24 protein-coding genes are annotated in these 24,108 nt (G+C 73.1%); 13 read left to right on the top strand and 11 right to left on the bottom strand.

Going from position 1 to position 24,108, the window contains the following annotated elements:
* Nucleotides 1-33: 33 nt before the first annotated feature.
* The 6 genes from IEW07_RS02730 to IEW07_RS02705 form a co-directional block, all read right to left on the bottom strand.
* Nucleotides 34-1,236: a peptidoglycan-binding protein gene (locus IEW07_RS02730; protein ID WP_188534309.1), complete on the bottom strand. Its 1,203-nt coding sequence runs from the start codon at nucleotides 1,234-1,236 to the stop codon at nucleotides 34-36.
* Between the two features lie 132 nt (nucleotides 1,237-1,368).
* On the bottom strand, nucleotides 1,369-1,704 hold the full coding sequence (gene trxA / locus IEW07_RS02725) for a thioredoxin (protein ID WP_188534308.1): 336 nt from the start codon (nucleotides 1,702-1,704) through the stop codon (nucleotides 1,369-1,371).
* Between the two features lie 136 nt (nucleotides 1,705-1,840).
* On the bottom strand, nucleotides 1,841-2,839 hold the full coding sequence (gene trxB / locus IEW07_RS02720) for a thioredoxin-disulfide reductase (protein ID WP_188534477.1): 999 nt from the start codon (nucleotides 2,837-2,839) through the stop codon (nucleotides 1,841-1,843).
* A gap of 166 nt (nucleotides 2,840-3,005) precedes the next feature.
* Nucleotides 3,006-4,472, bottom strand: coding sequence for a hypothetical protein (locus tag IEW07_RS02715; protein ID WP_188534307.1), 1,467 nt, complete (start codon nucleotides 4,470-4,472; stop codon nucleotides 3,006-3,008).
* 152 nt (nucleotides 4,473-4,624) lie between these two features.
* Nucleotides 4,625-6,247 (bottom strand): murein biosynthesis integral membrane protein MurJ, encoded by a 1,623-nt coding sequence (murJ, locus tag IEW07_RS02710; RefSeq protein WP_188534476.1) that lies wholly within the window; start codon nucleotides 6,245-6,247, stop codon nucleotides 4,625-4,627.
* Nucleotides 6,248-6,323: 76 nt separating this feature from the next.
* Entirely contained in the window at nucleotides 6,324-6,824 is a 501-nt protein-coding gene (locus tag IEW07_RS02705; protein WP_188534306.1) for an NUDIX domain-containing protein, read from the bottom strand.
* A gap of 160 nt (nucleotides 6,825-6,984) precedes the next feature.
* On the opposite strand from IEW07_RS02705, the gene IEW07_RS02700 reads away from it, so the two are divergent.
* The 6 genes from IEW07_RS02700 to IEW07_RS02675 all read left to right on the top strand — a co-directional run bounded on the left by IEW07_RS02700 (nucleotide 6,985) and on the right by IEW07_RS02675 (nucleotide 14,229).
* On the top strand, nucleotides 6,985-8,397 hold the full coding sequence (locus IEW07_RS02700) for a CCA tRNA nucleotidyltransferase (protein ID WP_188534305.1): 1,413 nt from the start codon (nucleotides 6,985-6,987) through the stop codon (nucleotides 8,395-8,397).
* Nucleotides 8,394-9,686, top strand: a complete 1,293-nt coding sequence (locus IEW07_RS02695; protein ID WP_188534304.1) for a glycosyltransferase 87 family protein — start codon at nucleotides 8,394-8,396, stop codon at nucleotides 9,684-9,686. Before IEW07_RS02700 ends, IEW07_RS02695 begins: the two co-directional genes overlap by 4 nt.
* Nucleotides 9,683-10,882: a glycosyltransferase 87 family protein gene (locus IEW07_RS02690; protein WP_188534303.1), complete on the top strand. Its 1,200-nt coding sequence runs from the start codon at nucleotides 9,683-9,685 to the stop codon at nucleotides 10,880-10,882. The genes IEW07_RS02695 and IEW07_RS02690 overlap by 4 nt, the downstream gene beginning before the upstream one ends.
* A gap of 115 nt (nucleotides 10,883-10,997) precedes the next feature.
* Complete coding sequence (locus IEW07_RS02685) at nucleotides 10,998-11,963, top strand: ABC transporter ATP-binding protein (RefSeq protein ID WP_188534302.1); 966 nt, start codon at nucleotides 10,998-11,000, stop codon at nucleotides 11,961-11,963.
* Nucleotides 11,960-12,976 (top strand): ABC transporter permease subunit, encoded by a 1,017-nt coding sequence (locus IEW07_RS02680; RefSeq protein WP_188534301.1) that lies wholly within the window; start codon nucleotides 11,960-11,962, stop codon nucleotides 12,974-12,976. The genes IEW07_RS02685 and IEW07_RS02680 overlap by 4 nt, the downstream gene beginning before the upstream one ends.
* A gap of 110 nt (nucleotides 12,977-13,086) precedes the next feature.
* Nucleotides 13,087-14,229 carry a hypothetical protein gene (locus IEW07_RS02675; protein ID WP_188534300.1) on the top strand — a complete coding sequence of 381 codons (1,143 nt, stop codon included), beginning with the start codon at nucleotides 13,087-13,089 and terminating at the stop codon, nucleotides 14,227-14,229.
* Here the strand turns inward: IEW07_RS02675 and IEW07_RS02670 are convergent.
* The 3 genes from IEW07_RS02670 to IEW07_RS02660 form a co-directional block, all read right to left on the bottom strand.
* Nucleotides 14,201-15,295, bottom strand: coding sequence for an ABC transporter ATP-binding protein (locus IEW07_RS02670; RefSeq protein ID WP_188534299.1), 1,095 nt, complete (start codon nucleotides 15,293-15,295; stop codon nucleotides 14,201-14,203). The genes IEW07_RS02675 and IEW07_RS02670 overlap by 29 nt on opposite strands.
* Entirely contained in the window at nucleotides 15,288-16,814 is a 1,527-nt protein-coding gene (locus IEW07_RS02665; RefSeq protein ID WP_229741516.1) for an ABC transporter permease, read from the bottom strand. The genes IEW07_RS02670 and IEW07_RS02665 overlap by 8 nt, the downstream gene beginning before the upstream one ends.
* Nucleotides 16,815-16,876: 62 nt before the next feature.
* Nucleotides 16,877-17,938 carry an iron ABC transporter substrate-binding protein gene (locus IEW07_RS02660; protein ID WP_188534298.1) on the bottom strand — a complete coding sequence of 354 codons (1,062 nt, stop codon included), beginning with the start codon at nucleotides 17,936-17,938 and terminating at the stop codon, nucleotides 16,877-16,879.
* Nucleotides 17,939-18,167: 229 nt separating this feature from the next.
* Between IEW07_RS02660 and IEW07_RS02655 the strand changes: the two genes are divergently transcribed.
* From IEW07_RS02655 to rplI, 5 genes are all read left to right on the top strand, one after another.
* Nucleotides 18,168-18,569: a TM2 domain-containing protein gene (locus IEW07_RS02655; RefSeq protein WP_188534297.1), complete on the top strand. Its 402-nt coding sequence runs from the start codon at nucleotides 18,168-18,170 to the stop codon at nucleotides 18,567-18,569.
* Between the two features lie 197 nt (nucleotides 18,570-18,766).
* The gene (rpsF, locus tag IEW07_RS02650) at nucleotides 18,767-19,072 is read left to right on the top strand and encodes a 30S ribosomal protein S6 (protein WP_188534296.1); all 306 of its coding nucleotides are present in this window, start codon (nucleotides 18,767-18,769) and stop codon (nucleotides 19,070-19,072) included.
* Nucleotides 19,073-19,181: 109 nt separating this feature from the next.
* Nucleotides 19,182-19,820, top strand: a complete 639-nt coding sequence (locus IEW07_RS02645; protein WP_188534295.1) for a single-stranded DNA-binding protein — start codon at nucleotides 19,182-19,184, stop codon at nucleotides 19,818-19,820.
* A gap of 80 nt (nucleotides 19,821-19,900) precedes the next feature.
* Nucleotides 19,901-20,137 carry a 30S ribosomal protein S18 gene (rpsR, locus tag IEW07_RS02640; RefSeq protein WP_017835048.1) on the top strand — a complete coding sequence of 79 codons (237 nt, stop codon included), beginning with the start codon at nucleotides 19,901-19,903 and terminating at the stop codon, nucleotides 20,135-20,137.
* A 19-nt stretch (nucleotides 20,138-20,156) separates the two neighbouring features.
* On the top strand, nucleotides 20,157-20,606 hold the full coding sequence (gene rplI / locus IEW07_RS02635; RefSeq protein WP_188534294.1) for a 50S ribosomal protein L9: 450 nt from the start codon (nucleotides 20,157-20,159) through the stop codon (nucleotides 20,604-20,606).
* Between the two features lie 111 nt (nucleotides 20,607-20,717).
* Here rplI and IEW07_RS02630 read toward each other — a convergent pair whose 3' ends face one another.
* Nucleotides 20,718-21,326 (bottom strand): class I SAM-dependent methyltransferase, encoded by a 609-nt coding sequence (locus tag IEW07_RS02630; protein ID WP_229741541.1) that lies wholly within the window; start codon nucleotides 21,324-21,326, stop codon nucleotides 20,718-20,720.
* 93 nt (nucleotides 21,327-21,419) lie between these two features.
* Between IEW07_RS02630 and IEW07_RS02625 the strand changes: the two genes are divergently transcribed.
* Together IEW07_RS02625 and IEW07_RS02620 are read left to right on the top strand one after the other, a co-directional pair.
* Entirely contained in the window at nucleotides 21,420-21,728 is a 309-nt protein-coding gene (locus IEW07_RS02625; protein ID WP_188534292.1) for a hypothetical protein, read from the top strand.
* A 323-nt stretch (nucleotides 21,729-22,051) separates the two neighbouring features.
* Nucleotides 22,052-23,086, top strand: a complete 1,035-nt coding sequence (locus tag IEW07_RS02620; protein ID WP_188534291.1) for a patatin-like phospholipase family protein — start codon at nucleotides 22,052-22,054, stop codon at nucleotides 23,084-23,086.
* A gap of 50 nt (nucleotides 23,087-23,136) precedes the next feature.
* Here IEW07_RS02620 and IEW07_RS02615 read toward each other — a convergent pair whose 3' ends face one another.
* Nucleotides 23,137-24,105, bottom strand: a complete 969-nt coding sequence (locus IEW07_RS02615; RefSeq protein WP_188534290.1) for an ABC transporter substrate-binding protein — start codon at nucleotides 24,103-24,105, stop codon at nucleotides 23,137-23,139.
* Nucleotides 24,106-24,108 lie beyond the last annotated feature (3 nt).

Here is a 24,108-nt window from a genome sequence, read left to right as displayed (position 1 = left end):
TCGTCCCGGGAGCGGAGGGGGGAACGGGCAGGGTCAGAGGCCGTTGAACCCGGCGACGTCGTCCAGCCGCATGGTGCCCGTGGGCACGTCGTCGGAGAGGAGGAACATCCGCTGGAGGCCGAAGACGACCGCCTCGGCGAGGTGGTTGCGGTGCTCCGGGTCGGCCAGGGCGGAGGCGTCGGCCGGGCTGGAGAGGTAGCCGAGGTCCAGCCACACCGTGGGGGCGTCCATGGACCGCAGGAGCTCCCACTGCCGGGGGTGGCAGCCGAGGTCGAGGGCCCCCGTGCGGGCGGCCATCTCGCGGAGCACGAGGGCGGCGGCCCGCTCGCCGATGGGGGAGTAGATCTCCGAGCCGTCCTGCTCGCCCCAGTAGTAGGCGGCCACGCCCGAGGCGGCGGGGGAGCGGTTCCAGTCGCAGTGCAGGGACACCACCACGGAGTCGGGCTCCGTGGCCGTCACCTCGTGCACCCGGTCCACGGTGCGCACCTCCTGGCCCCTGCGGTCGACGAGGGTCCCCCCGGTGCAGACCACGGTGGGCCGGGCGCCGATCTCGTGGAGCAGCTCGTAGGCGCGCACGGCGACGTCGCGGGTGATCTCGTCGGAGCGGTCGACGAAGTCCTCGGGGGCGTGTGCCGACGGGGTCTGGCCGGCGAAGCGGGAGGGCAGGAGGACCACGGACCGCCCGCGCAGGGCGGAGGTGGCCCGCTCGAGACGGTGGTAGTCCCGCAGCGAGAAGGCCTTCGAGGAGGTGATGTTCTTGTTGATCCGGGCCAGCGCCGCGATCGTCTCCCGGTCCACGACCCCTGTGGCCGGCAGGCCCAGGCTCTGCTGCAGTTCCAGCACGGCGTGGTGGGTGTTCCGCGTGTACACGCCGTTGAGGTGGCCGTAGTAGAAGCCCAACCGGGACAGGTTGTGCTGCAGCATGGTGACGTCGTCGCCCCGGAGGGGGTGCTCGTCGTCGCAGTAGAGGGGGCGGTCGCCGAGCGCGTACTGCGCCTCGTTGAGGGCCCGGTCCGTCTCGGGGCCCACGAGCCCGTCGACGATGAGCCCGCGCTCCTGCTGGAAGGCGCGGACGGCGGCGTCGACGTGGTCGTCGAAGTAGGAGGGGTCGTTGACGTCCTGCGGAGCGAGGTACGCCACGGAGCTGCCGGCGCGGAGCAGGCGCTCCCGCAGGCTCACCACCCGCCGGCTCGTCATGGTCCGGCGGAGCATCGGGTCGGTGTCGTCGAGGTTCACAGGTGTCCCACGGGTCGTCGGGTCGTCTGGCGGTGCCGGAGCGGGTCGGGCTGACAACGGCTCATCCGTCCCCACCCCGCTGGGGGAGGGGACGGATGAGTGCGCGAGCGGGTCCGATGCCGGTGGGCCCGGTCAGTTCCCGGCGGTCAGGTAGTCGGCGAACTCCTTCTCGAGGGCGCTCTTCGGCTTGGCCCCCACGGACTTCTTGACGAGCTCGCCCTTGGCGAAGAGGTAGATCGCCGGGATCGAGGTGATGCCGTACTGGGAGGCCACGGCGGGGTTCTCGTCCACGTTGAGCTTGACGACCTCGACGGCGCCCGCGTGCTCGGCGGCGATGGCGTCCAGGACGGGCCCGACCATCCGGCAGGGGCCGCACCACTCGGCCCAGAAGTCCACGATGACGGGCTTGTCGGCCTCGAGGACCTCGGTCTTGAAGTTCGCGTCGGTGACGTTCTTGGCGGCACTCATGATGACTCCTTGTCCGGCCGTCCCGCACGCGCTGCGCGTGCCGGGCGGCCCTCGGTTGGAACGGTGCGAAGGGCGGATCCGGTTCGATTATGTCCCATGCCGGGAGGAGGGGCCCTCGCCCTCGTCCCGGGCGGGCTCAGCTGTGCAGGACCGAGCGGCTCTCGAGCGCGGCCAGGTAGTGCTCGACGTCGACGGCCGCCACGCAGCCGGAGCCCGCGGCGGTGATGGCCTGGCGGTAGGTGGAGTCCACGACGTCGCCCGCGGCGAAGACTCCCGCGAGGCTCGTCGTGGAGCTGCGGCCGTCCACCGCGATGGTCCCGTCCACGGTGAGCTCGAGCTGGTCCTTGACCAGGCCGGTGCGCGGGTCGGAGCCGATCGCCACGAACAGGCCCGTGATCGCCAGCTCGGACGTCGCCTGCGTCTGGGTGTCGCGCACGGTCACGGACTCGACCTTGTCGGCGCCGTTGATGCCCACGACCTCGGCGTTCCAGAGCACCTCGATCTTCGGGTCGTCGAAGGCGCGCTGCTGCATGATCTCCGAGGCGCGGAAGCTGTCGCGACGGTGGATGATCGTGACCTTGTCGGCGAACTTGGTGAGGAAGGTGGCCTCCTCGAGCGCGGAGTCCCCGCCGCCGACGACGGCGATGTGCTGCTTCTTGAAGAAGAAGCCGTCGCAGGTGGCGCACCAGCTCACGCCGTGGCCGGAGAGGCGCTTCTCGTCGGGCAGGCCCAGCTCGCGGTAGGCGGAGCCGGTGGCGATGATCACCGCGTGGGCGCGGTGCACGGAGCCGTCCTCGAGGGTCACGGTCTTGACCTCGCCCTCGAGCTCGAGCGCGACGACGTCCTCGTAGCGGATGTCGGCGCCGAAGCGCTCCGCCTGCTGCTGCATGCTGGACATGAGCTCCGGGCCCATGATCCCGTCGATGAAGCCGGGGTAGTTCTCGACCTCGGTCGTGTTCATCAGCTCGCCGCCGGCGGTGACGGAGCCGGCGAAGACGATCGGCGAGAGGTTCGCGCGCGCGGTGTAGATCGCGGCGGTGTACCCGGCCGGGCCGGAGCCGACGATGATGACATCGTGGACGGTGTCGTCCTGCTCGGTGACCGTCGGCTCGTCGTTCTTCGGGGCGAGGTTCAGGGCGTTGATGACGGGACCGAAGTCGGGGCTCACTGTTCTGCTGACCTTCCGTACAGGGGGCGGCCGGGCGCGCCCGGCCGCGGGGACCACTGGCACAACGGGTGCCGCGCGGCGGATATTCCGGTGCCGGGCGCCGTCAGCGCCCGGCACCGGGGGAGGAGCGGGCTCAGCCGAGCTCGATCTCGCCGATCCGCAGGCCGTAGTCGTACCCGGCGATGGGGTTGGTCAGCTGCGGCAGCTGGGTCCAGTTGACGATCACGTACTGGTGGTCGGACTCCTGGGCTGCCCCCGTCAGCGGGACGGTGATGTCCGGGCCGGTGAAGGAGCCCGAGCCCACCTGCTGCGCGCCCTCGAGGCTGGGGGAGTCGTTGACGTACACGTCGAAGAGGCCGCCCGAACCGGAGGACTGGCTGAGCCGCACCGCCCGCACCGGGGCGGGCTCCTCGAGCTCCACCGCGAGGCCGACGCTGGGCACCACGCCGCCGAAGCTCTGGTCGGAGAACCCGTAGCTGATCCAGTACGTGGCGGGGTTGTCGTCGACGGCCTGGCCCAGCTGGGGGTCCTGGTCGGCCATGTAGCCGGGGTTGCCGGGCACGACGCGGGAGACGGTCGCGGGGTCCGGGTTGGCCCCGGAGACCGTCGGGCTCGCCTCCGGGCTGGGCTGGGCGGTCGGCTCCGCCGCGGGCGTGGCGTCCTGCGGGGCGCTCGCCTCCGGCCGCGGGGCGTCCTGCCCGCCGAAGAGCCCGCCCAGCCGGTCGAAGCTGAACACCACGGCCCCCACGAGGAGGAGCACCAGCACGGCCAGGAGCACCAGCAGGCCCCGCCCGCCGTGCCGGGAGCGGCCGGGGTCGTCACCGCGCGGCGGCACGGGGGCGGCCGGTGCGGCGGGCTCGTCCGCGGGGTCGGCGTAGGGCTTCTCCGGGTGGGACTCGGACCAGCTCTCGTAGCGGTTGTCGCCGTCGTAGCCGGGGTCGATGTCGGTGCTCGCGGTGCGCCCGGCCACGGCGGCGGTCCCGCTCGCGGCGGCTCGGTCGAAGAGCGTCGAGCGGGTCGAGGCGGCGCTGACCCGCACGGGGCGGCCGAGGCGGGTGCGCACGGACGGGGCGGGGGCGGCGTCGTCGTAGGAGTCGTCGTCCTCCCAGCGGGTGACCTTGGGCTCCGGAGCGGCCTCGCGGCCGTCGCCGGCGGGCTCCGCTGCGGGCTCGGGGGCGACCACGGGCGTGGGGCTCGTGGGCTCCGGCTCGTCGTACAGGTAGGCGCCGCCGCCGCCGGCGCGCGGGGCGCCGAAGATGTCGTCGCCGAGGGACTCGTCCTCGACCTCGTCCGGCTCCACGAGCAGGGAGTCCAGCATGTCCGCCGCGGGGGCGTGGGAGGTCACCAGGTAGGTGTGGGCGTCGGCCTGCCCCAGGTCCAGGATCTGGAAGGGCGCGCTCATGGTGCCGTTGGCCATGGAGCGGGCGTTCTCCACGAGCAGCGGCGCGTGGCGCTCGGCGGGCAGGAGGATGGACACGTGGCGGCCGAGGACCTGGTCCTGTCCCTCGAGCACGTGATCGCCCTCGGCGGTGGCCAGCACGTCGGAGACGACCTTGTAGCGGCCGCCGAGGACGGAGCCGAGCTTGATCGGTGCGGGCACGTTCGCTCCCTGGGGGTCTGGAATTCGCGGGGGCCGGAATTCGGGGTGGGGACGGGCCGGACGGGACGCGGGCGGTCGCCCTGCCCCAGGTCACGGGCCAGACAGCACTTTACCGGTCCGGCCCCCCGCTCCGGGAGAGCCGGGCCGTGCGGTCAGCGCCCGAGTCGGGCGAGCACGGGGCGCAGCAGCCCGTCGAGCTCCTGCACCCGGAACAGCTTCAGCCCGACCAGGTAGGCCACGCCCATCACGGCGCCGCCCACGGCGAGGGTCACGACCGCGGTGAGCTGGTTCGCCCAGGGGAAGCCGGCCGGGTCGTAGCCGCCGAGCAGGTGCAGGGCCAGGACCCCGGCGGCCCCGGCGAGCAGGGACGCGGCGAGGATCCGCACGTGCGACTCCAGGATCCGGGCGACGCCGTAGTCCCCGACCCGCCGGGTGAGCACCACGTGGTAGAGCAGGGTGCTCAGGACGTTCTGGGCGGCGTAGCAGCCCGCGACGGCGAAGATCATGTGCTCGGGGGGCACGAGCCGCCAGATCGCCGCGGCGGAGGCCACGGTGAACAGCGCGACGCCGACCTGGACGAAGAACGGCGTGCGGGCGTCCTCCTGGGCGTAGAACGCCCGGCCCAGCATGAAGGAGGTGGACATGAACGGCGCGCCGATCGCGATCACCGCGACCACCTGGCCCACCACGGCCCCGGCGGAGGGGACGCCGCCGCTGAACAGCATGCCGAGCGGCCCGGCGTAGACGATGAGGGCCACGGTGGCGAAGACCGTGGCCACCCCGGTGATCCGCAGGCTCGAGGACAGGGACGCGGCCATGCCCTCCCGGTCCCCGTCCGTCGACGCGGCGGCCATCCGGTTGAACAGGACCGTGGCGATGGACAGCCCGATCACCCCGTGCGGCAGGGAGTAGAGCATCGAGGCCTGGTTGAGGGCGGTCACGCCGGCGATCTGCTGCGGCGGGTCCATCGCGAGGTACTCCGGGCGGTAGGCCGTGGGGATCGCGGCGACCTTGGTGAGGACCAGGAAGGCGAGGTTGGCGAGGACGCCGGTGGCGAGGGTCCAGCCGCCGAGCCGGGCGGCCGCGGACAGCCCGATCCCGCGCCAGCCGAACCTCGGCCGCAGCCCCAGGCCCAGCCGCCGCAGCGGGAGGAAGAGGATCAGGGCCTGCAGCGCCACCCCGAGGGTTGCGGTGCCCGCGAGCCACAGCGTCTTGGCCGTCGTCCAGTTCCCGAGGGTGTGCGGGTCCTGCTGGTAGGCGCCGAACTGCTGGATGAACACGAGCAGCGCCGCGATGGCCACCACGTTGTTGAGCACGGGCGCCCACATGTAGGCGCCGAACGCCCCCTTGGCGTTGAGCACCTGCCCCACCACCGTGTAGAGGCCGTAGAAGAAGATCTGGGGGAACGTGAACAGCGCGAACGTGGTGCCCAGAGCCAGCATGCCGTCGTCCCAGTCCGTGCCCATGACCCGGATGATGGGGCCCGCGAGGACGACGACGACGGCGGCCACGCCCAGCAGCGCGAGCACCGCCAGGGTGATCAGCCGGGAGATGTAGTCGGCGCCCTCGTCCTCGTTGTTCCGCGACGCCTTGATGATCTGGGGGACGAGCACCGCGTTGAAGATGCCGCCGGCCACGAGGACGTAGATGAGGTTGGGCAGGGTGTTGGCCAGCTCGAAGATGTCCGCGATGGTCGTGACGGAGCCGATGGCCACGGTGATGAGCACGGCCTTGACGAAGCCGAGGGCGCGGGAGACGAGCGTGCCCGAGGCCATGATGGCGCTGGAGGCCGCGCCGGAGCGCCGGGCCGGGGCGGGGGCCCGCGCCTCGCCGGGCCGGGCGCCCGCCGGCTCAGAGCTGGTGGATGATGTATTCACGAGCGATGTCCGCGATGCGCCGTTCGTTGGGGAAGGACAGCTTCCGGCCCAGGTCGTCGATGTCCACCCAGGCGACGTCCACGGCCTCGTGGTCGGGGTCGTTGTCCGTGGTGAGGTGCCCGCCCGTGGCGCGCAGCAGGAAGTGGTGGACCGTCTTGTGCACCCGGTGCCCGGAGACCGTGAACCAGTAGTCGATGCTGCCCAGCGGGCTGAGCACCTCCCCGGCGATCCCGGTCTCCTCCTCGATCTCGCGGATCGCGGCTTCCTCGTTGGTCTCCTCGTTCTCCGGGTGGCCCTTCGGCAGGCACCACTCGAGGCGTCCGCCCCGGTTGATGCGGGCGATGATGGCCACCGGGTGCGAGGGCGTGGCGAGGTCGACGACGATCCCGCCGGCGGAGACTTCCTCGACCGTGGGCAGCGCGGCGGCCGGTGTGGACGGCCGCTTCTTCGGAGCGCTGGGTACGGGGAAAGCCATGCCTCCTACCTTAGCCACAATCCGCCGAGCTCCCGCCGGAGCCGCTGGGTGCTCCCCGGGCGTCGGGCGGCCCCCGCTCCCACCGGCCCGCTCCCGCCGCGCCGGGCCCTCCCGGGCCCGCCCGGCCCCGGGTCCCGGGTCTGGAACAATGGGCGGCACCATGACGCAGCTGTTCGATCCCTCCTCGATCCACCCTGCCGCCCTCGACCTCGGGCGGCAGTTCTCCGCCGCCGGCCACGACCTCTCGCTCGTGGGCGGGCCGGTGCGCGACCTCTTCCTGGGCCGTACCGCCCTGGACCTCGACTTCACCACCGACGCGAGCCCGGACGAGACGCTCGAGGTCGTCCAGGGCTGGGCCGACGCCGTGTGGGAGATCGGCCGGGACTTCGGCACGATCGGGATGCGCAAGGGGGACGTCCAGCTCGAGGTCACCACCTACCGGGCCGAGGCCTACGACGAGACCTCCCGCAAACCGGTGGTCGCGTTCGGCACCTCCCTCGAGGACGACCTGTACCGCCGCGACTTCACGATCAACGCGATGGCCCTGCGGCTGCCCGGCCTGGAGCTCGTGGACCCCCACGGGGGGATCAAGGACCTGCACGCCGGCGTGCTGCGCACCCCGGGCACCCCCGAGGACTCCTTCTCCGACGACCCGCTGCGGATGATGCGGGCCGCGCGCTTCGCCGCCCAGCTGGACGTGGAGGTGGCCCCCGAGGTGCAGCGGGCCATGACGGACATGGCGGGGCGGATCGGGATCGTCTCCGCGGAGCGGGTCCGGGAGGAGCTGGTGAAGCTGGTCTGCGGGCGCCGCCCCCGGAAGGGCGTCGACCTCCTCGTGACCACCGGGCTGGCGGAGATCGTGCTGCCGGAGGTGCCCGCGCTCCAGCTCGAGATCGACGAGCACCACCGGCACAAGGACGTCTACCAGCACTCCCTGACCGTGATGGAGCAGGCCGCGGCCCTGGAGTCCGGCCCGGACGGGCCCGTGCCCGGCCCCGACTTCGTCCTGCGCTTCGCGGCCCTGATGCACGACATCGGCAAGCCCGCCACCCGCCGCTTCGAGGACTCCGGCGCGGTGAGCTTCCGCCACCACGAGGTGGTGGGCGCCAAGCTGACCGCCAAGCGGATGCGGGCCCTGCGCTTCGACAACGACACCATCAAGAAGGTCAGCCGGCTCGTGGAGCTGCACATGCGCTTCTACGGCTACGGGGAGGCCGGGTGGACCGACTCCGCCGTGCGCCGCTACGTGCGGGACGCCGGCGACGTCCTGGAGCGCCTCCACCGGCTGACCCGGGCGGACGTGACGTCCCGCAACAGGCGCAAGGTGGCCCGGCTGTCCGGGGCCTACGACGACCTCGAGCAGCGGATCGCGGAGCTGTCCGCCCAGGAGGAGCTCGAGGCCGTGCGCCCGGAGCTCGACGGGCAGCGGATCATGGCGGTGCTCGGCGTCCCGCCGGGCCCCGTGGTGGGCAGGGCGTACAAGTTCCTCCTGGACCTGCGCCTGGACGAGGGGGAGCTGGGCGCCGACGAGGCCGAACGGAGGCTGCGGGCCTGGGCGGCGGACGCGCTGTGAGCCCCCGGCCCGGCCCGCCCCCGGCCGGACCGGACGCGGGGGAGCGCGCTCCGGCCCGCCCGGCCGCCGCAACGGCCGGGCCGCGCCTCAGCCCGTGGGTGTTCGCCGGGGCCGCCCTGTACGCCGTCCTGCTCGCGTACCTGGTGCGGCTCCCGTGCCGGCTCACCTCCTGGGAAGCCCCGGGCACCTACCTGCAGCTGTGCTACTCCGACCTCCCCACCCTGTATGCCTCGACGGGCATGGCCGAGGGGCGCTTCCCCTACCTGGACCCGTCCGCGCTGCTCGAGTACCCGGTGCTGCAGACCGTCGTGGCGGCGCTGACCGGCATCGCCGCCCACGTGCTCTCGCCGACGAGCAGTATTCATGCTGCTCAAGGAATATATTTCGACGTCAACGCCCTGCTCCTGGCGGGCCTGTGGGCGGCGGTCGTCCTGGTCCTCCGGCGGATGGGCGCGGGCACGCTCCCCGTCCTCCTCGCGGCCCTGGCCCCGGGCGTGGTGGTCACCGCGCTTATCAACTGGGACCTGTGGCCGGTGCTGTGCACGGTCCTGGCCCTGCTCGCGTTCCGGCGCTCGCGGTGGGAGCTGGGCGGGGTGCTCCTGGGCCTCGGCACCGCGTTCAAGCTCTTCCCGTTCCTGGTCCTCGGCGCGCTGGTCGTGCTGGCGGTCCGGCGCCGCGAGCCGGGCCCCGCCCTGCGGGCGACGGCCGGCGCCGCCGGGGCGTGGGCGGCCACCAACCTGCCCCTCCTCCTGCTGGACCCCCGGCAGTGGGGGTACTTCTGGAGCTTCAGCGAGGACCGCGGCGCCGGCTTCTCCTCGGTCTGGCACTGGTGGAACGGCGTGGCGGTGCCCCGCCTGGGGAGCGAGCCGCTGACGGCCGAGCGGATCAACGTCCTCGCGTTCACCGCGTTCGGCCTCGCGTGCGTGCTGGTGCTGGTGCTCGGGCTCGCGGCCCGGGAGGAGCCGTCCCTGGAGCAGCTGGCGTTCCTGGTGCTCGCCGCCTTTGTGCTCACCAACAAGGTCTACTCGCCGCAGTTCGTCCTGTGGCTCGTGCCCCTGCTGGTGCTGGCACGGTTCCGGACGGGGGAGTTCGTGGTCTGGCAGCTGGTCGAGGTGGTGCACTGGGCGGCCGTCTTCACCTGGCTGGGCCACGCCACGGCGCAGCTGCCGGGTGCCGAGGCCGCGGAGGACGTCTACTTCGCGGCGGTGGCCCTGCACACGGCGGCGGTCGGGTACCTGGTGCTGCGGGTCGCGGCGGACGTGCTGCGCGGACGAGGAGGCGGACGATGAGCACGGTCAGGATCCGGCGGCGCGGTGGCGGCGCGCTCCTGGTGGCAGGACTGGTCCTGTACGCGGCGGCGATGGCGTGGCTGCTGCGCCTGCCCTGCCGGGCCCCCGGCGGGGGCGAGCGCTTCCCCGACCTGTGCGCGGGGACCGCCCCGGCGGGCGGGAGCCTCCTCGCGAGCGGCCCCGACGCGGCGGCGCCGCCGCTCGTCGGGATGATCACCACGGTCGTCGGCTGGTTCGCCGCGAACCTCTCCATGCTGCTGGGCGCCGAGGCGGACCGGGGCGCCCTCGCGGAGCTGCCCGTCCTGCTGCTGGTCCTCGTGTGGCTGGCCACGGTCCTGGCCGTCCACCGGTCCGTGGGGCGCGGGCCGGACGCCCTCGTGATGGCGATCGCCCCCGCGGTGCTGCTCGCCGGCTTCACCACGTGGGACCTGTGGGCGGTGCTGTTCCTGGTGCTGGCGCTGCTGTTCCACGCCCGCGGCAGCTGCACGACCTCGGGCGTGTTCCTGGGCCTGGGGGCGTCCGTGGCCCTGTTCCCCGTCGCCGCGCTGCTCGCCGTCCTGTTCCTCGCCGCCCGGCGCCGGCAGTTCCGGGACTTCGCCCTGGTGCTCCTGGGCGCCGTGCTCACGTGGGCGCTGGTCAACGGACCCTCCGTGGTCACGTCCTGGGACCGCTGGACGGCCGGCCTCGGGACGCTCGCGCAGCGGCCCGTGGCGGACTCCTCGTTCTGGGGCGTGTGGGGCCGGCTCGTGCCCGCGCTGATCGGGACGGCCCCGGCGGGCACGGGGCAGGGGGTGCTGCTGACCCTCGTCCTGTGCCTCCTGGGGGTGCTCGTGGCCGCCCTCGTGGCCCGCCAGGACCCGGGCGTGGTGCAGGTCTCCTTCCTGGTCCTGGCCGTGTTCGTGCTCTTCGGGACGGACTACTCGCTGGTGCAGGTGCTGTGGCTGGTGCCCCTCGTGGTCCTCGCCCGCCGGCGCTGGCCGGAGTTCGCGGCCTGGCAGCTCGTCGAGCTGGCGCACTGGGCCGTCCTCGTCCTGCCCGGGCAGACCTGGCCCGAGCTGCCGTGGACCGGCCCCGGCGCGCTGGAGCTGCTCGCCGTGCTGCGCCTCCTGTTCCTCGTCTACTTCGTGGTGGTCGTGACGGTCGACCTGCTCCGCGGCCGCAGGGCCACGGCGACCAAGGTCTCCGAGGTCGGCTGAGGACCCCACTCTCCCGCGGACGGGGCGTCCACGGGCTCGTCCTTCCGGCCGCGTCGCAGCCGCTCCCGTAGGGTCGGAGGAGGCCGGACCAGACGAGCGCTCGGGAGGAGCCCCGGTGATCGAGATCGAGAACCTGACCAAGACCTACGGTGACAGGACGGCGGTGGACGACGTCAGCTTCACCGTGCGGCCCGGTCGCGTCACCGGCTTCCTGGGCCCCAACGGTGCCGGCAAGACGACCACGATGCGCCTCGTCGTCGCCCTCGAGCCCGCCACGCGCGGGCACACCCGGGTCAACGGCCGGCCCTACGCCCAGCACCGGGCGCCGCTGGCCGAGGTCGGGGTGCTCCTGGACGCGAAGGCCGTCCACCCCCGCCGCACCGCCCGCGCGCACCTCTGCGCGCTCGCGGCCACCCACGGCATCTCCCGCAGCCGGGTCCAGGAGGTCGTGGACCTCACCGGGCTGGGCGGCGCGGCCGACAAGCGCGTGGGCGGGTTCTCCCTGGGCATGGGCCAGCGCCTCGGCATCGCCGCCGCCCTCCTGGGCGACCCGCAGACCGTGATCCTGGACGAGCCCGTCAACGGCCTGGACCCCGAGGGCGTCGTGTGGGTGCGCCACCTCGCGAAGCACCTCGCCGCGGAGGGGCGCACCGTGTTCCTGTCCTCCCACCTCATGTCGGAGATGGCGCAGACCGCCGACCACCTGGTCGTCATCGGCCGGGGCCGCATCCTCGCGGACGCCCCCATCGAGCAGGTCCTCGCCGGGGGCGGCACCCGCACCCGGGTGCGCACCACCGACCGCCGGGGGCTGCGCCACGCCCTGAACGGCACGGGCGCCGACGTCACGGACGTCGACGACGACGGCGCCGTGGTCGCCGGCCCCGAGCCGCGGCGCATCGCCGAGGCCGCGCTGGCCGCCGGGATCCTGATCTACGAGCTCACCCCGCTGACCGAGACGCTCGAGGACGCCTACATGGCGATGACGCAGCACGAGGTCGAGTACCGCTCCGGCGGCGCCCCCGCACCGAGGACACCGGCGCCCTGGGCGGACGCCGCAGCACGAGACGGAGACCGAGCATGAGCACCAGCACCTCGACCGCACCCCGACCGGAGGCGGAGCACCCGCGACCCGACCGCCCGGACCGCGCCGTCCCGCGGGCGCGGCTGAGCTTCGGCGGGGTGCTGCGCTCCGAGTGGATCAAGTTCCGCTCCCTGCGCTCGCACTGGATCCTGCTGGGCATCGCCCTGGTCCTGGGGCTGGGCTTCGCCGCCCTCACCGCCTCCAGCGCCACGACGTTCCAGGAGTTCAACGAGCAGGCCGCCCAGGAGCAGGTCGACGCGGCGCTGGGGGGCCGGTCGGCCGAGGAGCTCGGCCTCAGCGAGGAGGAGGTCCAGCAGCAGAAGGACGAGATCCTCGCCGAGCTGGACCGGCAGACGGCCGAGAGCTCCCAGGTGCCCCTGCCGGAGGGCATGGGGTTCAGCGAGTACCTGGCGATGTCCAGCGCCAACGGCGGCCTGCAGCTGGTGATGCTGCTGATCGGCGCGCTCGCCGTGCTGGCGATCGGCTCCGAGTACGCCACCGGGTCGATCAGGACCACCATGACCGCGGTGCCGCGCCGCACGCCGGTGATGGTGGCCAAGGCCGTGGTGCTCTCCGTCGTCGCGCTCCTCTTCGGGCTGCTCAGCGCCGGGCTGGCCCACCTGCTCGTGCAGCCGGTGCTCGCCGCCGGGGACATGGCCTATGACGTGGCGCAGGAGGCCGTGCTGCTCAACATTCTGGCGGTGGGCCTGTTCCACATGGCCACCGCCTGGCTGGGCTTCGGCCTGGGCGCCCTGCTGAGGTCCACCACGTGGGGGATCGTGGTGCTCGTGGTCCTCCTGCTGGTGCTGGAGATCGTCCTGTTCGTGCTGTCCTTCGAGTGGGTCGAGGACCTCAGGCCGTGGTCCCCGGCGGCCGCGGGCGGGCAGCTGACCACGATGTACCAGTCCTCGGACGCGGTGCTCGACCAGGTCCAGTCCGGGCTCGTCTACGGGGGATGGGGCCTGCTGCTCGTGCTCGCGGGCGTCCTCGTCACGAAGCGACGCGCGCTGTAGCCGCCGACCGGCGCGGGAGCTCCCGCCCTACGATGTGAGCTCTACGATGTGATCCGGAGGACGAGAGCCGGGCCCGTGGCCCGGGCGGACAGGGGGCGGCGGTGCCAGGGATGCGCGGGGCCCCCGGGCTGCTCCGCGCCGAGCGCGCCCGCGCCCTGCACCGCGCCGAGCTGGGCTGGTTCGTGATGGTGCTGGTCCTCGTGACCGTGGTCAGCACGACCTTCAACTGGGCGTTCGTGGACCGGCGGCCCGAGGACCCGGTGCGGGCGTGGCTCGGCGGCATCCAGGACGGGCGCTCGCGCCAGCTGCTCTCCCACGCCGCGGAGGTCCGGGCGGACCCGACGCTGGGCATCTTCTCCAACCGGGTCTACCGCGGCGCCGCGGGGCGGATCAGCGGCCACGAGATCCTCGACGTGCGCCCGGACGGCGACCGGGCCGAGGTCCGCGCCCGCGTGTGGTGGGACGACCCCGAGGGCGGCCCCCGCCGCGAGGAGGTCCACGCCTACGCCGTCCACCGGGTGGAGCGCACCGGGCCCCTCAACGACCGGTGGGAGCTGGACTCCCCGGACGCCGCGGTCGTGTCGGTGCACCTGCCGGCCGCGCTCGACGAGCTGTCCGTCAACGGTGAGAGCCTCCGGCCCGCGGCCGACCGGCGGGTGCCGGACCCCGAGGGCCCCGGCGGGACGTGGCGCTTCGAGGCGCTGCCCGGTGAGTACGCGATCGGGCTGCCGGGAACCTCCTACTACCGGGTGGCCGAGCCGCTCGCCCCCCGCACGGTCGCGTTCCGCGACCCGCAGCCGGTGGCCGTGGCCCTCGACATCGAGCCGTCACCGCGCCTGTGGGAGGAGACGGACCAGCGGATCCACGACTGGCTCCTGGGCTGCGCGGGCGCGGACGAGCTCGCCCCCGAGGGCTGCCCCGCCTCCCGGCGCTACACCGCCTCCGGCGAACCGCTCGTCCCGGCCCCGACCCCCGGTGAGGGTCCCGGGGCGTCCCTCCCGCCGGGGCGCGAGGGCGCGGACATCACGGACGTCCGGTGGCGGATCCTCTCCCGGCCCGGCCTCGTGCTCGTGCAGGACGAGGCCGACCCGCTGCTGTGGCGGGCGGACCCCTGGCGGCCCGCCGTGGCGGAGCTGACCTACCGGGAGGACGGCGAGCGGGTCGTGGAGCGGATCGAGTTCCCCCTCCGCGCGAGCGCGCGCTCGACGGGCCGGAGCGCGGAGTTCAGCGTGGGGACGGGACCGGCCGGGTGACGGTCTCGCCCACCGGGACGGCAGCGACGGCGCCGTCGACCAGGACGAAGACCCGGTCCCCGGGACGGTAGTCGACCAGCGGGCCGTCGACCATGCGGGACATGGCCTCCGTCCCGTCCGCCAGCTCGAAGGCCACCAGCGTGTCGTGGCCGTGGTAGTCGACGCGGCGCACCACGGCGGGCACGCCCCGTCCGGCCTGCGGGGTGCGCCGGTGCGTCATCAGCACCTGCTCGGGCCGGACCACCGCGGCCATCGGGCCGTCCCACGGACGGTCGTCGTCGCGCAGGGTCAGGGGGCCCAGGGGGGAGGTGTGCCGGCCCCCGGGTGCCTCCCCGTCGAGCGGCACGATGACCGCTTCGCCCACGAACCCGGCCACCCAGACGTCGGCGGGGTGGCGGTAGACCTCCGCCGGGGTGCCGACCTGCCGGATCCGCCCGCCGTTCATCACGGCCACGCGGTCCGCCATGGACAGGGCCTCGGCCTGGTCGTGGGTGACGAGGATCGCGGTCGCGCCGTCCTCGCGCAGCGCGCGGCGGACGTCCCGGCGCAGCTCGGAGCGCAGCGCGGCGTCGAGCGCGCTGAAGGGCTCGTCGAGCAGGACCAGGGGAGGGCGGGGGGCGAGCGCCCGGGCCACGGCCACGCGCTGGCGCTGCCCGCCGGAGAGCTCGTGGGGCATGCGCCGGCCGTAGCCGCCCAGGCCCACCAGCTCGAGGCACTGCTCGACCCGGGCGGCCCGGTCCCGGCGGCCGCGGCCGAGCCCGTAGGCGACGTTGCCGGCGACGTCCAGGTGCGGGAACAGGGCCCCCTCCTGCGGGACCACGGCGACGTGGCGCCGGTGCGGGGGCACGTGCACGCCGGGGAGGGCGACCAGGCGCCCGCCCAGGGCGATGCGCCCCTCGTCGATCTGCTCGAAACCGGCCACGCATCGCAGCAGGGTGGTCTTGCCGCACCCGGAGGGCCCGAGCACGGCCAGGAACTCGCCGGAGCGCATGCTCAGGTCCACTCCGGACAGGGCCCGGAGCGTGCCGAAGAACTTCCCGACGTGGTTGATCTCGACGTCAGTCATGGGTGAGCAGCTCCTCCTTCAGGGTGCGTGCCTGCTTGGCGGGCGGGGCGCCCCCGACCACGCCGCTGCGGCGCACCAGCGCCCACGTGGGGACCGCCGCCAGCAGCACCAGCAGGAAGGCGTAGGGGGCCGCCTCGGCGTAGCGCTGGTAGCTCGTGGCCTGCCACAGCTCGGTGGCCAGGGTGTCGAGTCCCGTGGGGCGCAGCATGAGGGTCGCGGGCAGCTCCTTCATGCAGGTCAGGAAGACGAGGGCCGCGCCGGCGCCGATGCCGGGCAGCGTCAGCGGGAGGGTCACGGTGCGGAAGACCTGCGCGGGGGAGCGGCCCAGGGACGTCCCCACCTCCTCGAGGGCGGGCGGGGCCTGGGCGGCCGCGCCGCTGACCGCCGCCACGCCCAGCGGCAGGAAGAGCGTCGCGTAGGCGAACGCGAGCAGCCACGTGGTCTGGTAGAGCGGGAGCAGCACCGTGACGCCCAGGAAGACGAGGGACAGGCCGACGACGACGCCGGGCAGGCTGTGCGCCACGTAGGCGGCCCGCTCGGTCAGGGCGCTGAGCCGTCCGGGGTGCCGGGCGGCCAGGATGCCGATGGGCAGGGCCAGGACCATGGTGAGCAGCGCGCCGGCCAGGGACACGGTGAGCGAGCCGGCGGCGGCGCCGAGGAGCTGGCCCCACGAGTCCGCCCGGGAGGTCCCGGCCGTCATCCACCGCACCATCGACAGGGCGGGCACGCCCAGGGCCAGCACGGCGACGGCGGCGAGCCCTCCCGCGGCCCACCAGCGGCCGCGGCCCAGGCCCACCACGTTCGTGCCGTGGCTCGCGCCGCCGGACTCGTAGCGGGCGCCCCGCCGGCGCGTGCGGCCCTCGAGGAGCAGGACGAGCACGGTCAGCAGGACCAGGACGGTGGAGAGGCTCAGGGCGGTCGCACGGTCGAAGCCCGCGCTGAAGGCGGTGAAGATGGCCCGGGTGAACGTGTCCACCCGCAGGATGGACACCGCCCCGAAGTCCGAGAGGATGTAGAGGATCGCCAGCAGCCCGCCGCCGGCGATGGCGGGGCGCACCTGCGGCAGGGTCACCGTGGCCAGGGTGCGCCAGGTGCCACGTCCCAGGGACCGCGCGACCTCCTCCTGCGCCGCGTCCGCGCCCGCGAACGCAGCCGCCACGGGCAGGTACACGTACGGGTAGGTGTAGAGGATCAGCACGGCGACGGCCGGCCAGAACCCCTCGAAGCGCGCGGTGGAGGACCACAGGTCCGCGACGGACACCCACGTGTAGGCGGCCACGTAGCTGGGCACCGCGAGGGGGAGCGCCGCGAGCACCGCGAAGGCCCGCCGGAACGGGACGTCCGTGCGGGTGACGAGGTAGGCGCTGCCCACCCCCAGCAGCAGGCAGCCCGCGGTGACGACGACGGCGAGCGCGAAGCTCGTGCCGGCGAGGCGCGCGGTGCGCGCGGTGGTGACGAGCTCCCACCACTCGCCCACCCCGTTCTGCCCCGTGCGCAGCAGGATGTAGAAGAGGGGCACGAGCGCGACCACCGCGGCCAGGGCGGCCGCGGTGGTCAGGACGGGACGGGGACCTCGGCCGCTCAGCTGAGACCCGCCTCCGAGATCATCGTCACCGTGGTCTGCAGGTCGTCGAGGTCGTTGAGGTCGACGTCGGGCACCTCCAGGGTGTCCAGGGCGGGCAGGCCCTCGGGCGGCTCGACGCCCTCGGCCATCGGGTACTCGTGGGTCTCGTCGCGGAAGTACTCCTGGCTCTCCTGGCTCAGCACGAAGTCGACGAAGGCCTGGCCGTCGCCGTCCTCCTGCTCGTTGACCAGGCCCACGCCGGAGACGTTCACCAGGGCGCCGGTGTCCCCGCCGGGGAAGAAGTGCAGGGCGGCGTTCAGGTCCTCGACCGGCACGCCGTCCTCCTGCGCCTTCTCGTAGACGTAGTAGTGGTTGACCAGGCCCACGTCGATCGCGCCGCTGTCGACGTCGGAGACGATCATCCCGTTGCGCTCGCGGATCTGCGGCTCGTTGGCGGCCAGGTCCTCGAGCCACTGCCGGGTCCGGTCGTCGCCGTGCTCGACGCGCATGGCGGTCACGAACGCCTGGAAGGAGGCGTTGGTGGGGGCGATGCCCACGCGGCCCTTCCACTCCGGCTCCGTGAGCTCGAAGACCGACGTCGGCAGCTCGGCCTCCGGCACGCTGTCCTTGTTGTAGACGAGGACGCGGGAGCGGCCGGTCACGCCGACCCAGGTGTCGTCCTGGGCCCGGTAGGTCTCGGCGACCTTCGCCACGGTCTCGGCGGGCAGCGGCTGGAGCATGCCCTCGTTCGACACGGCGGAGAGGGCCCCCGCGTCCTGGGCGAGGAAGACGTCCGCGGGGGAGTTCGCGCCCTCCTCCAGCAGCTGCGCGGCCATCTCGGAGGTGCCGCCGTAGCGGACCTCGACGCCGACGCCCGTCTCCTCGCTGAACCGGTCGATCAGCGGCTGGACCAGGCCCTCGTCGCGGCCGCTGTAGATCACGAGCTCCTGCTCGCCGGCGGGGGTCCCCACGGTCCCCTCCGGCTGCTCCTCGGAGGAGCCGCACGCGGCGAGGCCCAGGGCCAGGAGGGAGGTGGTCAGCAGTCCCGCGGTGCGGGCGAGACGTCGAGTCGTGCGCAAGGTCGGCTCCTGGGATGGCGCGGGGTCACGGTCCCGTGGGGGCCTGTGACTCAGGTCATCCTAAGTTCAACACGGATCGGGGGGCGGAGGCAATTCGAGCACACGCGTGTGCGCTTATGGGGACAGCCGGGGCGCCGGCCGCGGAATACCGGCCCCCCGGAGGCCGTTGGACCGTTCGAGGGCCAGGCGTCCGCCGCGGCCCCGATCCTGTTCTCCCGAAAGGACCTTCGTGGCCCCCGAGCCCGAGTACTACCGCCCCGTCCCCCTGGACACCGACCCGCGCCGCGCCGGCCACCCCGGCGCGGCCTACGGCTCCCCGTTCGGCCGCGGCCCCGGGGTGCCGGCACCCCCGCCCGTCGTGCACGTGGTGGGCGGGAAGTCCCTGGCCCTGGCCTACGTCCTGTGGTTCTTCCTGGGCTGGCTGGGCGTCCACAAGTTCTACCTGCGCCAGCCGATCTGGGGGCTGATCTACCTCGTCCTCGGCGGCCTGGGCTGGGGCATGGCCGGGATCGGCATCGGCTTCCTGTTCCTGGTCCCGTGGGCCCTGCTGATGTTCCTGGACATCTTCACCATGCCGTTCCGCACGGCGATCGTGAACGCCTCCATCGCCCGCAGCGCCTACCGGTACTGAATGGGTCGCTCCCGCACCGTCGTCCGGAGCTCCTCCGCGCACCCCCGCCCCCGTTGGGCGGGGGTGCGCGGATGTAGTAGTGTTGGAAAGTCTGTGTGCCCGCCGCCCGACGTGCGGCGCCGGCGCCCGGACGACGCACAGAACCTCCTGCTGCGGAAGGACCGCAGCCGCTCAGCCCGAAGGAGGTGGGTTCGAACATGCGTGAATACGAACTGATGGTGATCATCAACCCCGAGGTCGAGGATCGTGCCGTGGAGCCGACTCTCAAGAAGTTCCTCGAGGTCGTCACCAAGGAGAACGGCACCGTCGACAACGTCGACATCTGGGGTCGCCGTCGCCTCGCCTACGAGATCCAGAAGAAGTCCGAGGGCATCTACGCGGTGGTCCGCTTCACCGCGACCCCGCAGACTGCCCAGGAGCTCGACCGCGTCCTGAACCTCAACGAGGCCATCATGCGCACCAAGATCACTCGCCCGGAAGAGCAGAAGATCTCGGCCGAGTAAGGACTTCACAGGCTGACCACCAGGGTGCCCCTCCGGGCGCGCCGGTGAGATGCTGAGAATTCCCAGTACGTCCCGTACGACCGCGAACTTCTTGACCCGGGAGGTCCACATGGCTGGTGACACCGTCATCACCGTAATCGGCAACCTGACCGCTGACCCCGAGCTGCGCTTCACCCCCTCGGGTGCGGCCGTGGCCAACTTCACCGTTGCGTCCACGCCCCGCACCTTCGACCGCCAGTCCAACGAGTGGAAGGACGGGGAGACCCTGTTCCTGCGCTGCTCCGTGTGGCGCGAGGCGGCCGAGAACGTGGCGGAGTCCCTGCAGAAGGGCATGCGCGTCATCGTCCAGGGTCGGCTCAAGTCGCGCTCGTACGAGACCAAGGAAGGCGAGCGGCGCACCGTCACGGAGCTCGACGTCGACGAGGTCGGTCCCTCCCTGCGCTACGCGTCCGCCAAGGTCAACCGCAACGCCCGCTCCGGCGGGCAGGGCGGCGGCTTCGGCGGTGGCGGCGGCCAGGGTGGCGGTGGCTTCGGCGGCGGCCAGCAGGCCGGCGGATTCGGGGGCGACTCCGGGTTCGGCGGTGGCGGTGGCCAGCAGGCCGCCGGCTTCGGCGGGGGTCGTGGCGGTGGACGCCAGTCCGCCCCCCAGGCCGCGCCGCAGGCAGCACCCCAGAGCGACCCCTGGAGCCAGTCCTCCGGGGGGAACTACGACTGGGGCGGCGGCCAGGACGACGAACCGCCGTTCTGAGCCTTCCCCCTACCAAGACAGAACACCCCATCCCGCGGTGACAAGCCGCGGGCTCCACTGGAAGAACAAGGAGCACCACGATGGCCAAGGCTGAACTTCGCAAGCCCAAACCAAAGCAGAACCCGCTCAAGGCGGCCAAAGTCACTGAGATCGACTACAAGGACGTCGCGCTGCTGCGCAAGTTCATCTCTGACCGCGGAAAGATCCGCGCCCGCCGCGTCACCGGTGTGACCGTGCAGGAGCAGCGCAAGATCGCGCTGGCGATCAAGAACGCCCGCGAGGTCGCACTGCTGCCCTACTCCGGCGCCGGCCGCTGATCAGAGAGGACAGACACTCATGGCAAAGATCATTCTGACGACCGAGGTCACCGGCCTCGGCTCCGCCGGCGACGTGGTCGAGGTCAAGAACGGGTACGCCCGCAACTACCTCCTCCCGCGCGGCTTCGCCACTCCCTGGTCCCGCGGCGGCGAGAAGCAGATCCAGAGCATCAAGGCCGCCCGCGCCGCGCGCGAGGTCGCCTCGCTCGAGGACGCCCAGGCCCTCGCCCAGAAGCTGACCTCGGCGACCGTGACCATCCCGGTCAAGGCCGGCGCCGAGGGTCGTCTCTTCGGCACGGTCAAGGCCGAGGACGTCGCCAACGCTGTCGAGGCCGCAGGCCTCGGCACGGTGGACAAGCGCAAGGTCGAGCTGAACCAGCACATCAAGACCACCGGTGTGTACCAGGCCTCCGTGCGTCTGCACGAGGACGTCAACGCGAACGTCGAGTTCGAGGTCGTCCCCGCCTGATCGGCTCTGCTGACACGGAAAAGGCCCCCGCGGTTCGCCGCGGGGGCCTTTTCCGTGCCCGGGTGACCCGTCCCAGTCCGGGGTCCCTCCGTGCCCGGAGCCTGGCCGGGCTCAGCGGGCGCGGACGGCCTCCAGCACGACGTCGAGCGCCGTGCCGCTGGTCCGCACCTCCTCGGCTCGCCGGACAGCCAGCCCCGTGCCCTCCAGCGCCCGGAGCGTCTCCTCCAGCCCGGGGCGGGGGACGCCGGCGGGCGGGCCGTCCACGCTGTCCGGGGCGTGGGTGAGCCACAGCAGCGTGCCGCCGGGGGCCAGCCACCCGGAGGCGTTCCGGAGCAGCTCCAGGCTGTGCTGGAAGTAGGCGGCGAGGACCAGGTCGAACTCCTGCGGGACGTCGGCGCGTCCCTGCTGCCGGGCCTCCTGCGGGGACCAGGTCCGGAGGTCGCCCACCACGCCCCGGCCGGGCAGCCCGTGCCGCCGCAGGGCGTCCTCGAGGACGCGGACGGCGGTGGGGGAGAAGTCCACCCCGGTGGCGTCGTAGCCGGCCCGCGCGAGCGCCAGGACGTGCCGGCCCGGGCCCGAGCCCAGGTCCAGGGCCGTGCGGGTCCCGGCCCGGGGCTCCCGCTCCAGGCGCTCCAGCAGGGCCACGACCTCGGGGTGCGGCGCGACCCCGTCCGGGGACTGCTCCCCGGCGGCATACCGCCGCTCCCACATCTGCTGCATCTCGTCCACGGTCGCTCCTCGGGTGCTCGGTCGTCCAGGATCCGGTCAGGCGCCGCGGCGCTGCCGCTCGGAGGCCCGGGGGACAATGGACCCATGCCGTCCCTGATCTCCCGCGTCACGCCCTCCGCCCTGTACTGGTTCGGAACGGGGTGCCTGCTCTTCACCGTACTGGCATTCGTCGTCGCCTTCGTGGGCGGGAACTCCGGCGGGGCCGGGACCGCCATGACGGTGTTCGTCGTCGGGCTGGTGACCGCCGCGGTCGCGGCGAGCGTGACGGCGGTGGTGGCCCTCGCCGGGATGATCGCGTTCTCGTCGGCCCGGATCCGCTTCCTGGTGCTGCTCGGCCTCTCGGTGCTGTTCCACCCCCTGCTGTGGCTGTGGCTGCTCGCCTCCGTGGCCTGATCCCCGGCTCTCCCGCGCCGGGAGCTCGCACCGTCACCCCCAGGTGTGCTGTGGACGACACCGGTGGTGTCCACTTCCTCCCTGCACAGGGTGTGCATCGACGTCGTCCCAGGTCAGAGAGGACATTGGGGTAACCTGTGGAGAACTTTCCACAGAGTTTCCCCCAACCTGTGCACAGCCGTCCTCGGCGTTTTCCATAGGTTGTCCACAGGTGGGGATTCCACGTCACGCCGGACACCGGAGCACCGTGTCCCGGGCGCGCCCGGGACGGGGAGCGCTACCCTCTGAGGACCCGGCCGGCAGCACGGCGGAAGGAGCCGTCCATGTCCAGCCCGACGCGCGTGGCGCTCGCCCTGGGCAGCGGCGGCGCCCGCGGCTACGCGCACATCGGCGTGCTCCAGGTGCTCGAGGAGCGGGGCTACGAGATCGCCGTCATCGCGGGCAGCTCCATGGGCGCGCTGGTGGGCGGTCTCCGCGCGGCCGGGCAGCTGGACGCGTACACGGACTGGGTGCGGGGCCTGACCCAGCGGGACGTGCTCCGGCTGCTCGACCCCTCCCCGTCGGCGCCCGGGGTGATCCGCGCCGAGAAGATCATGGCCAAGGTCCGCGAGCTGCTCGACGGCACGCTCATCGAGGACCTGCCGATCCCCTTCACCGCGGTGGCCACGGACCTGCTGGCCCGCAAGGAGGTCTGGTTCCAGGAGGGGCCGCTCGACGTCGCGATCCGGGCGTCGATCGCCCTGCCGAGCATCATCACCCCCGTCATGCTCAACGGGCGGCTGCTCGCCGACGGCGGCATCATGAACCCCGTGCCGATCGCCGCGACAGTGGCCTGCCACGCGGACGTGACCGTGGCGGTCTCCCTGGCGGGCGAGCAACTCCTGGGCGAGGGCAGGGTGCCCGCGCAGGAGACCTCCGCGCCGCGGCCCACCGAGGAGTGGGCGGAGCGGTTCCGGCGCAGCGCCTCCCACGTCCTGGACCGCGAGCTGACGCGCAGCTTCATGGAGCGCTTCGCCGAGGCCCGCGGCCGGGGCGCGGACGGCCGGGCGCCGCGCGTCCCGGAGGTGCTGCCCGAGGAGGTGTTCGGCACGCTGCCGCCGGGGCTGCGCACGCTCGACGTCATGCAGATGTCCCTCGAGGTGCTGCAGGGCATGGTGCTGCGCTACCGGATGGCCGGCTATCCGCCGGACCTGCTGATCTCGGTGCCCAAGCGCGCGGGCCGGCTGCTCGACTTCCACCGGGCCGGGGAGCTCATCGACCTGGGCCGGCGGCTGACCGAGGAGGCGCTGGACCGCGCCGACGAGTTCCCGCCGGCGCGGCCCCGCACCGCGGATCCCGGTGCGGGAGAGACGTTCTAGCCCTCCGCCCGCCCCGAGCCGATTGCTCCGGGCCGTCTACTCCGGGCCGGCTACTCCGAGCGGATGATCTCGTCCAGCTCCGGCTCGTTCTCCACCACGCCGTACTTCACCATGAGCTCGGAGAGCTGCTCCAGCTCCTCGCGGTCCGTCTCGGCGTCGAACTCCTCCAGCCGCAGCTCGCCGGCGACGTCCTCCGGCATGTTGAGGAGGCTCACGATGGTCTCCTGCACCCGCTCCGGGTTCTGCTGGGCGAACTCGAGGGTCTCGGCGACGGCGGCCTCGTAGTCCTCCACGACCTCCGGGTTCTCCTCGACGAACTTCTGGCTGCTGAAGGTCACCATGGTGTCGAGGCCGGGGACCGTCTCCTGGTAGTTATAGCCGACCAGCTCGGTCGACTCCCCGTTGACGAGCTGGGTCAGGAAGGGCTCCGGGACCCAGGCGGCGTCGATCTCGCCGCGGTCGAGCTGGGCCGGCATGTCCTGGAAGGGCATCTCCACGAAGTTCACGGCGTCCGGGTCCCCGCCGGCCTTGCTCACGGCCTCCTTGATGGTCAGGTCGCCCTGGCCGTTGATGGTGTTCACCGCGACCGTCCTGCCGGCGAGGTCCGCCCAGGACCCGATGCCGGCGTCCTTGTTCGCCGCGACGCCCGTGATGTCCTCGCCCTCGGGCAGGGAGCTGCTGTAGCCGCTGAGGATCTGCATCTCCAGGCCCTGGTCCTTCGCGAGGATCACCGACAGCGGGTTGCCCACGCCGATGTTCATGGACCCGCCCGAGACGGCCGGCAGCATGGCCGCGCCGCCCTGCGCGGTCTCGAGGGTCACGTCCAGGCCGTGCTTCTCGAAGATGCCCTCGTCCACGCCCAGCTGCATGGCGGCCGAGGGCGCGATGGGGATGATGCCGATGGTCAGGGGCCGCAGCTCCCCGTCCCCGCCCCCGGTGTCCCCGGAGCCGCCGCAGGCGGTGAGTGAGAGCGCCAGCACCGAGCCGACGGCGGCCGCTCTGGCGAGTACGTGCTTCATGGG

This window comes from Kocuria dechangensis (assembly GCF_014636775.1).
GTDB classification, from domain to species: Bacteria; Actinomycetota; Actinomycetes; order Actinomycetales; family Micrococcaceae; genus Kocuria; species Kocuria dechangensis.
This window is presented reverse-complemented; position numbering and strand designations above follow the sequence as displayed.